Origin of the sequence: Paraburkholderia sp. RL17-347-BIC-D (genome assembly GCF_046027915.1) — a bacterium.
Classification (GTDB): domain Bacteria; phylum Pseudomonadota; class Gammaproteobacteria; order Burkholderiales; family Burkholderiaceae; genus Paraburkholderia.
On the sequence record NZ_JARESS010000008.1, the window covers coordinates 169,677 to 184,350 of the forward strand.

11 protein-coding genes are annotated in these 14,674 nt (G+C 64.3%); 4 read left to right on the top strand and 7 right to left on the bottom strand.

Annotated elements, in window-relative coordinates:
* Nucleotides 1-2 precede the first annotated feature (2 nt).
* The 7 genes from P0D96_RS13785 to P0D96_RS13815 form a co-directional block, all read right to left on the bottom strand.
* Nucleotides 3-968 (bottom strand): D-2-hydroxyacid dehydrogenase, encoded by a 966-nt coding sequence (locus P0D96_RS13785; protein WP_132381749.1) that lies wholly within the window; start codon nt 966-968, stop codon nt 3-5.
* 18 nt (nt 969-986) lie between these two features.
* Nucleotides 987-3,050, bottom strand: coding sequence for a transketolase (tkt, locus tag P0D96_RS13790; protein ID WP_408313857.1), 2,064 nt, complete (start codon nt 3,048-3,050; stop codon nt 987-989).
* A 144-nt stretch (nt 3,051-3,194) separates the two neighbouring features.
* Nucleotides 3,195-5,054 carry a TRAP transporter large permease gene (locus P0D96_RS13795; RefSeq protein WP_408313859.1) on the bottom strand — a complete coding sequence of 620 codons (1,860 nt, stop codon included), beginning with the start codon at nt 5,052-5,054 and terminating at the stop codon, nt 3,195-3,197.
* Nucleotides 5,055-5,058: 4 nt separating this feature from the next.
* On the bottom strand, nt 5,059-6,102 hold the full coding sequence (locus P0D96_RS13800) for a TRAP transporter substrate-binding protein (RefSeq protein ID WP_132381753.1): 1,044 nt from the start codon (nt 6,100-6,102) through the stop codon (nt 5,059-5,061).
* Between the two features lie 168 nt (nt 6,103-6,270).
* Complete coding sequence (locus P0D96_RS13805) at nt 6,271-7,035, bottom strand: SDR family NAD(P)-dependent oxidoreductase (protein ID WP_132381755.1); 765 nt, start codon at nt 7,033-7,035, stop codon at nt 6,271-6,273.
* Between the two features lie 88 nt (nt 7,036-7,123).
* Nucleotides 7,124-8,122 carry a transketolase family protein gene (locus P0D96_RS13810; RefSeq protein WP_132381757.1) on the bottom strand — a complete coding sequence of 333 codons (999 nt, stop codon included), beginning with the start codon at nt 8,120-8,122 and terminating at the stop codon, nt 7,124-7,126.
* Entirely contained in the window at nt 8,119-8,964 is an 846-nt protein-coding gene (locus P0D96_RS13815) for a transketolase (protein WP_408177784.1), read from the bottom strand. The genes P0D96_RS13810 and P0D96_RS13815 overlap by 4 nt, the downstream gene beginning before the upstream one ends.
* A gap of 134 nt (nt 8,965-9,098) precedes the next feature.
* On the opposite strand from P0D96_RS13815, the gene gcvA reads away from it, so the two are divergent.
* From gcvA to P0D96_RS13835, 4 genes are all read left to right on the top strand, one after another.
* Entirely contained in the window at nt 9,099-9,989 is an 891-nt protein-coding gene (gene gcvA, locus P0D96_RS13820) for a transcriptional regulator GcvA (RefSeq protein ID WP_408313861.1), read from the top strand.
* A 404-nt stretch (nt 9,990-10,393) separates the two neighbouring features.
* Nucleotides 10,394-11,029, top strand: coding sequence for a hydrolase (locus P0D96_RS13825; RefSeq protein WP_408313863.1), 636 nt, complete (start codon nt 10,394-10,396; stop codon nt 11,027-11,029).
* A gap of 236 nt (nt 11,030-11,265) precedes the next feature.
* Complete coding sequence (locus P0D96_RS13830) at nt 11,266-13,134, top strand: amidohydrolase (protein ID WP_408177786.1); 1,869 nt, start codon at nt 11,266-11,268, stop codon at nt 13,132-13,134.
* Between the two features lie 39 nt (nt 13,135-13,173).
* Entirely contained in the window at nt 13,174-14,643 is a 1,470-nt protein-coding gene (locus P0D96_RS13835) for a mechanosensitive ion channel domain-containing protein (protein ID WP_408313864.1), read from the top strand.
* Nucleotides 14,644-14,674: the final 31 nt, after the last annotated feature.

The window sequence follows — 14,674 nt, forward strand, 5'->3', positions numbered from 1 at the left end:
ATTCAATACGCCCCGCTCACCAGATTGTTCGGCGCACCATCGACGAAGTTCTCGATGTTATCCATCAACTGATTCGCCAGACTCTGCTGCGCCTCGTCCGATGCCCACGCCACGTGCGGCGTCAGAATCACATTCGGCCGGCCGGCGGCGCGCAACAGCGGGTTATCGTCGGCGGGCGGCTCGGCCGCGGTCACGTCGAAACCCGCGCCGCTGATCAGCCCTTCATCGAGCGCCTGCACGAGCGCCGCTTCATCGACGAGTCCGCCGCGCGCCGTGTTGATGATCAGCGGCCGGCGCTTCATCGCGCGAAACTCGGGCATGGCCAGCATGTTGCGCGTGTGCGGGGTGAGCGGACTGTGCACGGTGATGATGTCGCTGGTCGCGAGCACTTCATCCCACGGCGTGTACAGCGGGCCGAGCCCTTCGCGTCCCTTGTGCGCCGCAAACATCGGCTGCATGCCGAAGGCTTTGCCGAGTTCCGCCACGCGCTGCCCAAGCACCCCTTCACCGATGATGCCGAGCCGTGCGCCGGCCAGATCGTGAATCGCATGCGTGAAGAAGCAGAACTGCCCGGACTTTTGCCACTCGCCGGCGAGCACATCGTCGCGATAGGCAACCAGATTGCGCCGCAGCGCGAGAATCAGCGCGAAGGTATGCTCGGGCACGGTGTTGATCGCATAGCCGCGAATATTGCTCACCGCAATGCCGAGCCGCTGGCAAGCTGCCTTGTCGACACAATCGGTGCCGGTCGCGGCCACCGCAACGAGTTTCAGATCGGGCAATTGCTCCAGCACTTCGCCGGTTAGCGCGACTTTGTTGGTAATCGCAATCGATGCGCCAGCGAGGCGCTGGATCAATTGATCCGGCGTAGTGCGGTCGTGCTCGATCAACTGATGCTCGAAGCGCGGCTCGCGCAATACGATCTGCGGGGCGAGGGTCGTGCGGTCCAGAAAAACGATCTTATGCATGGTCATGTCCCCGATGATTTACAGATGCCGCTTCGCTTCAGCGACAATATGCTGCGCGGTGATGCCGAAGTGCTCGTACAGCGTCTCCGCCGAAGCCGACGCGCCGAAACCCGTCATGCCGACAAAGCCGCCGCGTTCGCCGAGATAGCGGTCCCAGCCGAAACGCAACGCCGCTTCCACGCCGACTCGCACCGTGCCGGAACCGAGCACGGCTGCGCGATAGGCGTCGTCCTGTTCGTCGAAAATCTCCCAGCACGGCATGGACACCACGGCCGTCGCGATGCCTTCGTCCTGCAACTGGCGGCGCGCCTGCAAGGCCAACGCGACTTCGGAACCGGTTGCCAATAGCGTCACCGCGGGCGTGCCGCCCTCGGCTTCGGCCAGCACGTAAGCGCCGCGCTGCGAGAGCGACTCGGCGCTATATTCACGGCGCACCAACGGCAGCGCCTGGCGCGCGAACACCAGCGTGCTCGGCCCGCGCCGATGTTGGAGCGCGAGCGCCCAGCACTCGGCGGCTTCGACGGCATCGGCGGGACGCAGCACGAGCATGTTCGGCATCGCGCGCAGCGAGGCGAGAATTTCGACGGGTTGATGCGTCGGTCCATTTTTGCCGACACCGATCGAATCGTGGCTGAACACGTAGTGCACCGGCAGGCCCATCAGCGCCGCCATGCGCATGGCCGGACGTTGATAGTCGGAGAACGCCAGGTAGGTGACGCTGGTCGCGATCACGCCGCCGTGCGCGGCCATGCCGTTGGCCATCGAGCCCATCACGTGTTCACGCACGCCGCAATGGACGTAGGCGCCGCTGCGGTCCTCAGCGGTAAAAGCATGCAACCGGCGCTTGTGGCCGGTGGGCGCTTCGAGATCGGCGCAGCCGACCATGCGTTCCGGCAACAACGGCGCAAGCAGATCGCTGATCTCGCCCGATACGGTGATGCCGGGCTGCGGCTCGTCGCGCTCCACGGCGCGCTTGCGGTAGTCGTCGAGCACGTCGCGCCAGCCTTGCGGCAGGTGGCCGGCCTGGACCCGTTCGAACTCGTCGCGCTGTGCGGCGGGCAACGCAGCGAGACGTTCGTGCCATGCGTAATACTGCGGGTCGCTACGCCGTCCTGCCGCGTGCCATGCTGCCAGAATCTCCGCCGGTATCTCGAACGGCGCGTGCGGCCAGCCGAGTGCGTCGCGGGCCGCGTCGGCGTCCGCCTGGAACAGCTTGCCGCTATGGCCGCCGCGCTGTCCTTGCAGGCGCGCAATGCCGCGGCCGATCACGGTCTTGCACGCGATCATCGAAGGCCGCGGGTCCGCGCGCGCGATCGTCAGCGCCGCCGACACCGCTTCGAGATCGTGCCCGTCGACTTCGACCACATGCCAGCCGCCGACGCGAAAGCGCGCGCTGACGTCTTCGCTGATCGAGAGGGAAGTGCTGCCATCGTCGGTAATCTGATTGTCGTCCCAGCAGAGGATCAGCTTGCCCAGTTGCAGATGCCCGGCCAGCGAAATCATCTCCTGACCGATGCCTTCCTGCAGACAGCCGTCGCCGACGAACGCATACGTGTAGTGGTCGATGAGGTCGCTGCCGAATTTCGCCGCGAGATACGCTTCGGCGATCGCCATGCCGAATGCGTTGGCGATGCCCTGGCCGAGCGGCCCCGTAGTGGCCTCGATACCGTGCGCCGGTTCGTACTCGGGATGGCCCGCGCAATGCGAGCCTAGCTCGCGAAAGGTCTTGATCTGTTCCAGCCCGATCGCGCCATATCCGGTGAGATACAACAGCGAGTACAGCAGCAACGAGCCGTGGCCGTTCGACAGCACGAAGCGGTCGCGGTCGGGCCAGGTCGGATCGGCGGGATTGAATTTCAGGTGACGTGTGAATAGCGCGGTCGCGATTTCCGCCATGCCGAGCGGCACGCCCTGATGGCCTTCGCCGGCGCGCAGAATCGCATCGATGGAGAGGAAACGGATCGCGTCGGCCAAGGGCAACGGCGCCGCTTGCGTGGCTGATACCGACGCGACCTGCGGCGGTGAAGTGATCGAAGCAGACGAAGCGTTCGGTGCAACAGATAGGGCTTCGGTGGTGGACATGGCAAAAGGCTCCTCTACGCCGCTGCGTCATGCGCCGCGGGCGGTGATCGGGCAAATCTAACGAACCGGCCTGAAGAAACGGGCGGAAGAACATCGCGCGAGGCGGGGCACGCCGCATGCCTCGCGCTTGACGGACTCAATGGCTCAATGCAGGAAGCCCGTCGAAATCCACGGCACGGCGGCCACGATGATCAGCCCGGCCATCAACGCGGCGATGTAGCCGAGAATCGGCTTCATGCCTTCGTCCGGATGGATGCGGCTCACCGCGCAAGCGGAGTAGTAGCCCACGCCGAACGGCGGCGCGAAGAGGCCCACGCCCATCGAGAGGATCACGACCATCGCGTAATGCACGTCGTGGATATGCATGGCCCGCGCAATCGGAAACATCAGCGGGCCGAACAGCACAATGGCCGGAATGCCTTCGAGTACGCTGCCGAGAATCACGAACATGCAGATCGACGCCGCCATGAACATCGCCGCGCCGCCCGGCAAACCGCCCAAGGTCTGCGCGAGTTGCCCCGAGAAGCCGGACTGCGTCAACGCCCACGCCATGGCGGTGGCCGCGCCGATGATCAGCAGGATCGCGCCGGACAGCGTCGCGGTATCGATCAGCATCGGCTTGAGGCGCGTCCACTCGAAACGGCGGTAGATCAGCAAGCCGGCAAGAACCGCATAGGCAATGCCGATGGTGGAGACTTCGGTCGCCGTCGCGATGCCTTCGACCACCGCCGCGCGAATCACGAACGGCAGCGCGATTGCCGGAAACGCGATCACGAGCTTGCGCAGAATCTCGCCGCGAGTCGCGCGCTTGACGCCCGACATGTCTTCGCGCCGATAGCGCCATTGCACGACGATGCACAGCGTGATCGCCAGCACGATGCCCGGCAGCATGCCGCCGGTGAAGAGCGCCGAAATCGACACGCCGGTCACCGAGCCGAGCGTGATCAGCACGAGGCTAGGCGGAATCGTTTCGGTCTGCGCGCCGGTCGCGGCGAGCAGCGCGACCAGGTCGCCGGGTTTCGCGCCGCGTGCTTTCATCTCCGGAAACAGGACCGGCGCGACCGCCGCCATGTCGGCGGCTTTCGATCCCGAGATGCCCGACACCAGATACATGGCGCCGACCAGCACGTACGAAAGACCGCCGCGCACGTGGCCGAGCAGGCTCGCGAGAAACGCGATCATCGCCGCGGCCATGCCGGTCATCTCGATCAACTGGCCGAGAAACACGAAGAGCGGCACGGAGAGCAGGATCAGATGCGACATGCCTTCGTCCATCCGGCCGACCACCACCGGCATCGGCGTGTTCGTGGTCAGCGCGAGATAGCCGAAGGTGGCGAGTCCGAACGAGAACGCGATGGGCACGCCGCTCAGCACGCCAAGCGCCACGAGGCCGACGAAGAAGATCAGCAGGTTCAGATTGCCGAGGTCGCGTAATACCGGCCCGAGCGCGATGAAAATGCCGACCAGCGCGCCGACCGACGTGAGCGCGCCCAGCACGAGGCGCCAGTTGCTCATGCGCGCGAGCCGCACCACGGCGACCAGCAGCATCAGCGCCGAGCCGACCGGCAACGCGGCGGCGCGCCACGAGTTGGACAGTTCGAGCGCGGGCGTGGTGATGAACGACTCGTCCTGCGCGAAGCTGATTGCCGGGCCGATCACCATCGCGAGAAACGCGATCGGCGCGGCGATCGCCACCACGTCGAGGAACGCGCGCACGCCTGGCGGCGCCATGCCCACGAGCGCTGTCATCCGCATATGCTCGCCGCGCCGCAAGGCGATCACGGCGCCGAGCATGGCGAGCCAGAGGAACAGCATCGAGGCGAGCTCGTCCGACCAGACGAGCGGCGAGTGCAGGATATAGCGGCTCGTCACACCGGCCAGCAGCACGACGATTTCGGCGAGCACCAGCAAGGCGGCGGGAATCTCCACCAGGTGCCCGAGCGCCGAATCGAGCGCGCAGGCGAAGCGGTGCTGCCGCTCGTGCGAATATGAGATCGTGGTCATCGCATTACCCCAGTTTTCCGACGGACTTCTCCAGCAGACTCCAGGCTTCGTCGCCGTATTTGCTCTTCCAGTCGTGGTAGAAGCTCGTCTTGGCCAGCGCGCCGCGGAACGACTCGCGGTCCACGTCGATGAAGGTGATGCCCTTCGTCTTCAGATCGTCGCGCAGGGAGCTGCTCAGCTTCGCGATGTCCGCGCGCTGCAGCATCGCGGCTTTTTCGAATTCGCGCGTGACGATGGCGCGGATATCCGCCGGCAGCCGTTCCCACGCGGCGCGGTTGCCGAGAATCCAGTAACCGTCCCACACGTGCGAAGTGAGGCTGATGTACTTCTGCACTTCGTAAAGCTTGGCCGTGGCGATGATCGGCAGCGGATTTTCCTGGCCTTCCACCACGCCGGTTTGCAGAGCCGAATACAGTTCGTTGAAGTTGATCGGCGCGGGACCGGCGTCGAGTGCCTTGAACAGCGAGGTCAGCATCGGCGCCTGCGGCACGCGGATCTTGAAGCCTTTCAGATCGGCCGGCGCACGCAGCGCACGCGTGGACGAACTGATCTGCCGGAAGCCGTTGTCCCACACCTTGCTGACCGACACGATGCCGGACTTGCCGATCTGCGCGCGAATGTAATTGCCGAGGTCGCCGTCCATCGCTTTCCACACCGCGTCGTAGTCCTTGAACGCGAAGCCGGTGTTGACGATGCCCGCGGCCGGCGTGAGCGTCGCGAGAATCGACGAGGCCTGGTTGAAGAACTCCACGCCGCCGTTGCGCACCTGCGAGAGCAGATCGGTGTCGGAACCGAGCTGGTTCTGCGGGAACAGCTTGATGTCGAGGCGGCCGTTGGTCGCCTCGCGAATGTGATTGATCGCCTCCTGGGCGCGGATATTGACCGGATGAGTCGGGTCCTGGCCGGTGGCGAGCTTGTATGAAAACTCGGGCGCCGCCATGGCGCGCCGCGAGACGCTCCATAACGGCACGGCTGCGGACAAGGTCGCACCGGCTTTCAGAAAGGTGCGGCGGCTGATGCCCTGCGGGGCGTTCGAACGGTTAGTCATGGTGTCTTCCTCCAAACCTGAATCGCGCGTCGTTATGTTTTTCGAACTTCGAGCGCGGCGGCTGCACGTGTCGCGCGCCGCGCCTGGTTGTTATCTACTACTGTGTCTCCATCGCCGCCGCCGGCCTCCCGCCGGACGGCTCGTCCTGCTGGACGAATCGGCCTTGAATCAGCCGTGAATCAGCATGCCGCCGTTCACGTCGATCACCGCGCCGGTGATATACGAGGACAGGTCCGACGCGAGGAACAGGAACGCGCCGGCTACGTCGTCGGGCACGCCGAGGCGATTCAACGGAATGCCCGCGAGAATCTCGACGCGCTTGTCGTCGCTGATCTTGCCGGCGTTGATGTCGGTCTGGATCAGGCCCGGCGTCACGCAGTTCACGCGGATGCCGTCGTTGCCGAGCTCGCGCGCCATCGCTTTCGCGAGGCCGAGCACACCGGCTTTGGCCGCCGAATAGTGCGGGCCGCCGAGAATGCCGCCGCCGCGCTGCGCCGATACCGACGACATGCAGCCGATCGAACCGCTCTTCTGCTTCTTCATTTGCGGCACGACCGCTTGCGACAGGTACAGCACGCCGCGCAAATTGACATCGAGAATGCGATCCCAGCTTTCCGGGTCGATGTCGAGCAGCTTGGCCGCCTGGGTGATGCCGGCGTTATTGATCAGGATATCGATCGAACCCAAATCGGCGACGGTGCGCTCGACAGCAGCCTGGCATGCGCCGCGATCGGTGACGTTGCACACATAGCCGCGATGCTCCGGCCCGATCGAAGCGGCGGCTTCGATCGCGGCCTTTTCGTCGAGATCGAAAATGGCGATGCGCGCGCCATGAGCGGCGAATTTGCGTGCGGTCGCCATGCCGATGCCGCGCGGCGACGCGCCGCCGGAAATGACGGCGACCTTGCCGTCGAGAAGACGTGACTCTGACATGATGCGGATCTCCTGAGTGTGATGCTTATGTTGTGCTGCGTGGTTGGCAATCGGTGATTACGATTTGCCCTACGGATCGATTCAATGCCTAGCGCAGCCAGCCTTTGATCGTGTCGCACATCGCCTCGGTGGAAATGCCGTAGCGGTCGTGCAGTGTCGGCAGCGCGCCGGCATCGAGAAAGGCGTCGGGCAGGCCGATCTGACGGAAGGGCGGCGTGACGCCGTTGGTCAGCAGCACGGTGGCCACCGCTTCGCCGAGCCCGCCGATCACCGTGTGGTTCTCCGCGACGATCACGAGACGCCCCGGCCGGCGCGCTTCGCGCAGCAGCGTGACGGCGTCGAGCGGCTTGATGGTCGGCACATGCAGCACGCCCACGTCGATGCGGTCCGTGGCGAGCGCCTTGGCCGTTTCGAGCGCACGCATCGTCATGATCCCGGACGAGATGATCAGCACTTCGGCGCCGTCGCGCAGCAGCTTGGCTTTGCCGAGTTCGAACTGATAGTCGTATTCGTCGAGCACGACCGGCACGTTGCCGCGCAAGAGCCGCGCATACACCGGGCCGCGATGGTCGGCAATCGCCGGCACCATCTGTTCGATTTCGAGCGCGTCGCACGGATCGATCACCGTGAGGTTCGGCATCGCGCGGAACAGGGCGAGGTCTTCGGCCGCCTGGTGGCTCGGGCCGTAGCCGGTCGTGAGGCCGGGTAGCGCACAGACCAGCTTGACGTCGAGGTTGTCCTCGGCGATCGCCTGGTGGATGAAGTCGTAAGCGCGGCGCGCGGCGAACACCGCATAGGTGGTGACGAACGGCTGCGCGCCTTCGTGCGCCATGCCGGCGGCGGCGCCCATCAACAGTTGTTCGGCCATCCCCATCTGATAGAAGCGCTCGGGGAATTCCTTCGCGAACAGATGCAGGTCGGTGTATTTGCCGAGGTCGGCGGTCATGCCGACCACTTCGGGCCGGTTGCGCGCCAGTTCCACCAGCGCGTGGCCGAACGGCGCGGAGCGGGTGATCTGGCCTTCACCGGCGATCGAGGCGATCATCGCCGAAGTCTTCAGACGCGGTTTCGGTGCGGCGGCGCTCATACGGTTCTCCCGGCTTCCAGCGCCTGCAGCGCGAGTTGCCACTCGTGCGCATCGACGCGGATAAAGTGGTTCTTCTCGCGTGCTTCGAGGAACGGCACGCCACAGCCCATGCGCGTATCGCAGACGATGATCCGCGGCTGCGCTTCGGGATGCGCGCGCGCCGCATCGAACGCGGCGACTACCGCCGCGAGATCGTTGCCGTCCACGCGCTGCACGAACCAGCCGAACGCCTGCAACTTCTCGACCAGCGGCTCGAACGCCATGACCGCCGAAGACGGCCCGTCGGCCTGCTGGTTGTTGACATCGACCATCGCGATCAGGTTGTCGAGCTTCCAGTGCGCGGCGGACATCAGGCCTTCCCACACCGCGCCCTCGTCGAGTTCGCCGTCCGAGAACAGCGTGTAGACGGTGGCGTCCGAACCCTTGCGCTTAAGACCGAGGCAGCGGCCGACCGCAATCGTCAGCCCCTGGCCGAGCGAGCCGCCGGACATCTCCATGCCGGGCGTATAGCTCGCCATGCCGGACATCGGCAGGCGGCTGTCGTCGCTGCCGTAGGTCTCCAGTTCTTCGTCGGCGATGATGCGGGCTTCGATCAGCGCCGCGTACAAGGCGATCGCGTAATGACCGTTGGAGAGCAGGAAGCGGTCGCGGCCTTCCCAGTCGGGGTCGTCGGCGCGATAACGCATGGCGCGGAAGTAGGCGACCGCCAGCACGTCGGCAATGTCGAGCGCCTGGCCGATATAGCCTTGGCCTTGCACCTCGCCCATACGCAGGGCGTTGCGGCGGATCTGATAGGCGTGCTCCGCGAGTTCGGGATACGGCGCGGTTTCGCTGATGTTCACTGTTGTCTCCTAGGTCTTTTGCGTGGGCCGCATTGACGCCGCAGCCAGTGATGACAAGCGTAATCGCGCGCCTGCAAGCGCTCAAACGAATTAAGATGGGTCGATAGATGAATTGAATTCACGTGGATGCTGCCATGCACAATCGCGTCACTCTCAAGTCGATACAAGCCTTCGAAGCGGCCGCCCGGCTTTCGTCGTTCGCGCTCGCAGCAGAAGAACTGTTCGTGACGCCCTCGGCGATCAGCCATCAAATCAAGCTGCTCGAAGAGCAATTGAGCATTCGTCTGTTCCATCGGCTGCATCGCACGGTGCTGCTGACGGACTCGGGGCGGCAATACGCAGAGGAAATCACGTCGGCGTTCGCACGCATCGATGCGGCCACGCGCGAGATCGGCCGCGTGGCGAAGAGCGACATCCTCACGATTCACTGCACGCCGAGTTTCGCGACCCAATGGCTGATGCCGCGCATCGCGCGCTTCAGCGCGGCGCATACCGATATCGACGTGCGTTTGAATGCGTCATCGGAAGCGGCGGACCTGATTTCGGAAGCGGTCGATATCGACATTCGCTATGGTCCGCGCAAGCTGCAACCGGCCGGCACCCTGGTGCTGGAGTTGCCGCCGGAGACGATCGTGCCGCTATGCGCGCCGGCGCTGATGAGCGGCGACTATCCGCTCATCAGCGTCGCGGACCTGCAGCACCATCCGCTGATTCACAGCGAAGGTTGTCTGGTCGGCTGGCGGGACTGGATGCGTTTGCATCGGAAGACGCGGATCGATATTGGACGCGGGCCGCGCTTCGACCGTTCGTTCATGGCGTTGAGCGCCGCGGTCGACGGCCTGGGGGTGTGTCTGGAGAGTCTGCTGCTTGCGCAACGCGAACTGGAAACCGGGCGGCTCGTCGCGCCGTTCGGTGTGGAGGGACTCAGCGTGAATGGCTATACGTTGAATCTGTTGAAGTCGCGTGCCGACTTGCCGAAGCTGCGCAGCTTTCAGGACTGGCTGTTTGCTGAATTGGAAAGGTGAGATGCACGGCCGGCCTTCGAATGGCGAGGTTCGTCTGGCGATTCGCCGACGGAATTCCAGACGGGCTAGCCAGGCTTTCTCTCCAGTCTTGTGTTGTTGAAGGACGTCCCGTCCTGACGATGCATCACGCGACATCGCAGCCTTCAATGCATGGTGCGAGGCACTGTAGAGAACTTCAGATTGCTTAATTGTTCTGAATGCGGATCTTCGCCGGTCGGCGTTATCAGCGCGCGCCGTGCGTCGCGCCGCACGCTTTCATTGGGTCTTTTTTAATAACGATTAAGGACTTCGACAAGGACTCCGCGCAGCGCCGTCGATAAACTCGGTTCCAGTTTTTCACTCGCTGCTCGAGCGAGCACGGCAAGTCACTCAGACTGCTTTGTCCATTCAATACGGAGCCCGTAATGCCGAAAGAACTCTTGACCCCTGATTCATGTGCGGTTGCCCTGATCGACTATCAGCCGCAGATGTTCTTTGGAGCGACGTCGCATGAGCGCACCACCATTCTGCACAACGTCCAGGCGATCGCAAAGGCCTCGAAGCTCTTCAAAGTCCCGACGATCCTGACCACGGTGGCCGCCAAGTCGTTCAGCGGCGACATGGTGCCGGAAGTGCAATCGGTGTTTCCGGAGTACACGCCGATCGACCGCACGTCGATGAACTCGTGGGAAGACGTGAATTTTCGCAAGGCCATCGAGGCGACCGGCCGCAAGAAGATCGTGATCGCCGGCCTGTGGACGGAAGTGTGCGTGTCGTTCCCGACTATCCAGATGATCAACGAAGGCTACGAAATCTACGTGCCGACCGACGCCTGCGGCGACATCACCACGGAAGCACACGAACGCGCGGTACAACGCATCATCCAGGCCGGCGCGGTGCCGATGACCTCGTTCCAGTACATGTTCGAACTGCAACGCGACTGGGGACGCAGCGAAACGTACGAAGGCTGCATGGACATCCTGAAGGCGCACAGCGCATACGGCATCGGCGTGCGTTACGCCAAGTCGATTCTCGGCGAGCACGCGAGCGAAGCAGGCTGATTCGCCGCGACCGGCGTGACATGACGCCGGCCAATCCGTATCGACAGACGCCGGGCCGTTCGGCGACGGCGTGCCGGCGTCCCCGATGCGCCGTTGCCGGCCGCAGCACCTGTTCGAATGCTCGATGGAAGGCGCGCCCTGTGTGCGCCTCCAGGCCTCCCTGTTTCCCGATTTCCGGGCTTGCCCGGACATAGCTCCGCGCGCGCCAACCGGAGCGCTCTCCCATGAGGATCGCCATGACTTCCACACCTTCCGCGCCGACGCCGGCCGAGGTCGTCTTCTTCAACGGCAAGATCGCCACGCAGGACGACAAGCGCTCGTTCGCCGACGCGCTCGCCGTGGCGAACGGCCGCATCGTCGCCGCGGGATCGCGCGATGCAGTGATGCGGCACGCCAACGACGCCACGCGGCACGTCGATCTGAAAGGCCGTACGGTCATTCCGGGCCTGAACGACTCGCACCTGCACATCATTCGAGGCGGCCTGAACTTCAACCTGGAGTTGCGCTGGGACGGCGTGCCGTCGCTGGCGGACGCGCTCGACATGTTGCGCAAGCAGGTGGCCCGCACGCCGGCGCCGCAGTGGGTGCGCGTGGTGGGCGGCTGGAACGAATTCCAGTTTGCCGAGCGCCGCGGACCGACGCTCGAAGAAATCAACGCGATTGCGCCGGATACGCCGGTGTTCGTTCTGCATCTGTACGACAGTGCGCTTCTGAATGCAGCGGCATTGCGCGCGGTCGGCTATACGAAAGACACGCCCAATCCTCCCGGCGGCGAGATCCAGCGTGACAAGCGCGGCAATCCGACGGGCATGCTGATCGCACGGCCCAACGCCGGGTTGCTGTACGCGACGCTCGCGAAAGGCCCGAAACTCGCGCCCGAGGATCAGCGCAATTCCACGCGCCACTTCATGCGCGAGTTGAACCGCCTGGGCGTGACGAGCGCGATCGATGCGGGCGGCGGCTATCAGGCCTATCCCGACGACTACGCCGTCATCATGGACATGGCGAAGCACAGCGAACTGACCGTGCGTATCGCCTACAACCTGTTCACGCAGAACGCCAAAAAGGAAATCGAAGACTTCGCCAAGTGGGTGAAGATGACCAAGCCCGGCGAGGGCGACGATTTCCTGCGCATGAACGGCGCTGGCGAAATGCTGGTGTTTTCCGCGGCGGACTTCGAAGACTTTCTCGAACCGCGTCCCGATTTGCCGGACGCGCTCGAGGACGAACTCGAGACAGTCGTCAAACTGCTGGTGGCGAACCGCTGGCCGTTCCGTCTGCATGCGACCTACAACGAATCGATCGAACGCTTCCTGAACGTGTTCGAACGCGTGAATGCCGAGATTCCGTTCAACGGGCTGCGCTGGTTCTTCGATCACTGCGAGACCATCACGCAGAAAAATATCGAGCGTGTGCACGCGCTCGGCGGCGGCATTGCGATCCAGCATCGCATGGCGTATCAGGGCGAGTACTTCATCCGTCAATACGGTGAGGAGGCGGTGAAGCGCACGCCGCCGATCCGCCACATGCTCGACGCCGGCCTGCCGGTCGGCGCGGGCACGGATGCGACGCGCGTCGCGAGTTTCAATCCGTTCGTCTCGCTCTACTGGATGGTGTCGGGCAAGACGGTGGGCGGCACGTCGATGTATTCGAGCGAGAACAAGCTCGACCGGATGGAGGCGTTGCGCCGCTACACGGTGGGCAGCGCATGGTTCTCGAACGAGGAAGACCGCAAGGGCGCGCTGGTGCCCGGCCAGTTCGCGGACTTCGCGGTGCTCAGCGAAGACTACTTCTCGGTCGACGAGAGCCGCATCAAGTTCCTCACCTCGAACATGACGGTGGTGGGCGGCAAGGTGGTCTATGCGGACGACGAGTTCGCGCCGCTCGCGCCGCCGGACTTGCCGGTCAGTCCGTCGTGGTCGCCGGTCACGGAATTCGGCGGCTACAGCCGTTACAAGCCGACCGCGGTCGCGTGCGTGGACGGTTGCGTCAATCTGTGCGGCGTGCATGCCCATGCGCACGGTTGGGCGTGGCGCAAGAACGTGCCGGTCAGCGATTCGAATGGTTTCTGGGGCGCGCTGGGATGTAGCTGTTTCGCGTTCTGACAGCCACCGCTTCGTGCCACCCGACAAGCGAGAACCTTTATGCCGACCCTCGACGATGGCGTGCTGTATGGGCTAGGCATCCTGGTTCTCGATTTCCTCGCCTGGCGGTTCATGAGCCGTAAAACGGACAAGGGGCGTCTCGCGCTGCGTGCGCTGATGTTCGGCTTGTCGACTTACGTGCTGTTCAGTTATGGCATGAATCCGCTGCGTGCGGCGCCATGGCCGGACGAGCCGTTGCGCCATCTGCTCGCGCAATTGCTGGAGGTGGTGTGGTGGTTGCAAGGGGCGCGGCTCGTGACGATCGTGCTGGATCGCACGGTGCTGCCGGAGACATGGCACGAGGAGCGCCTGTTTCAGGACGTGCTCGGTGCGCTGGTGTTCCTCGCGGCCGGGGTCGGTGCGATTGCCTTCGTGCTTGAACTGCCGGTGCGCGGCCTGCTCGCGACCTCGGGTGCACTCGCGATCGTGCTCGGTCTCGCGATCCAGAGCACGCTCAACGACGTGTTTTCGGGCGTGGTGCTCAACGCAACGGAGCCTTTTGCGATCGGCGACTGGGTCACCATCGGCGAGGTCGAAGGCAAGGTGGTGGAGACCAACTGGCGCGCGACCAGCCTGCTCAACGGTCAGGGCAATATCGTCGTGATTCCCAACAGCGTGGCGGCGCGCACGAATATCGTCAACGCCAACCAGCCTTCGCACACGCACGGCATCAGCGTACTGCTGCCGGTCAAGCCGTCGATCCGGCCCGCTACCGTGTTGCAGGCGCTCGCCAACGCCGCCGCCAGTTCGGAGAACGTGCTCGCGGATCCGAAGCCGGTCGTCAGCGTGCGGCGGGCGACCAATGACGCGATCGAATACGAGATCGTCTGCTACGTCGATGCGCTCGGCAAGAAGACCGAGGTGCGCAACGAGCTGTTCGATCTGGCGCACCGGCATCTGTTATCGCGCGGCGTGGTGCTGCGTCCGTTGTCCGTGCCCGAACCCGTGGTCGACGCCGCGAATGAAAAGCAGCGCCTGCTGCACAACGTGCTCATCTTCCAGACGCTCGACGACGGTGGGATCGCGGAGTTGGCCTCGCAACTGACATGCCACGAGTTCGACATGGACGAGACCATCTACAGCGCCGCCGATGAAAGCAGCCACGCGCTGCACATTCTGGCGCGCGGCGTGGCGAAAGTGAGCGTGCCGAAGGACAGCGGCGAGGTCGAATTGCGCCGGCTCGCGCCGGGGGACTCCATCGGTCAGTCGGGCATCCTCGCCGGCGTTAGAACTGGCGTGGTCGTTCATGCGATGACGCACGCCACGGTGTTCCAGCTCGACAAGGCCGCGTTGACGCCGATTCTCGCGCGGCGTCCCGAAGTGGCGCGCGAGATGTGCCGGCTGCTGTCCGAACACCATGAAACGGAGAAGCTGATGCTGGCGTCGACGGACGACGCCGACCCAAGCTCCGGCGGTCTGCTGCAATGGATTCGCGACGGCGTTCGGCGCATTCATGAACTCACGTTGTGAGCGCAGCGAGACGCGCCGCATCGATTCAGTC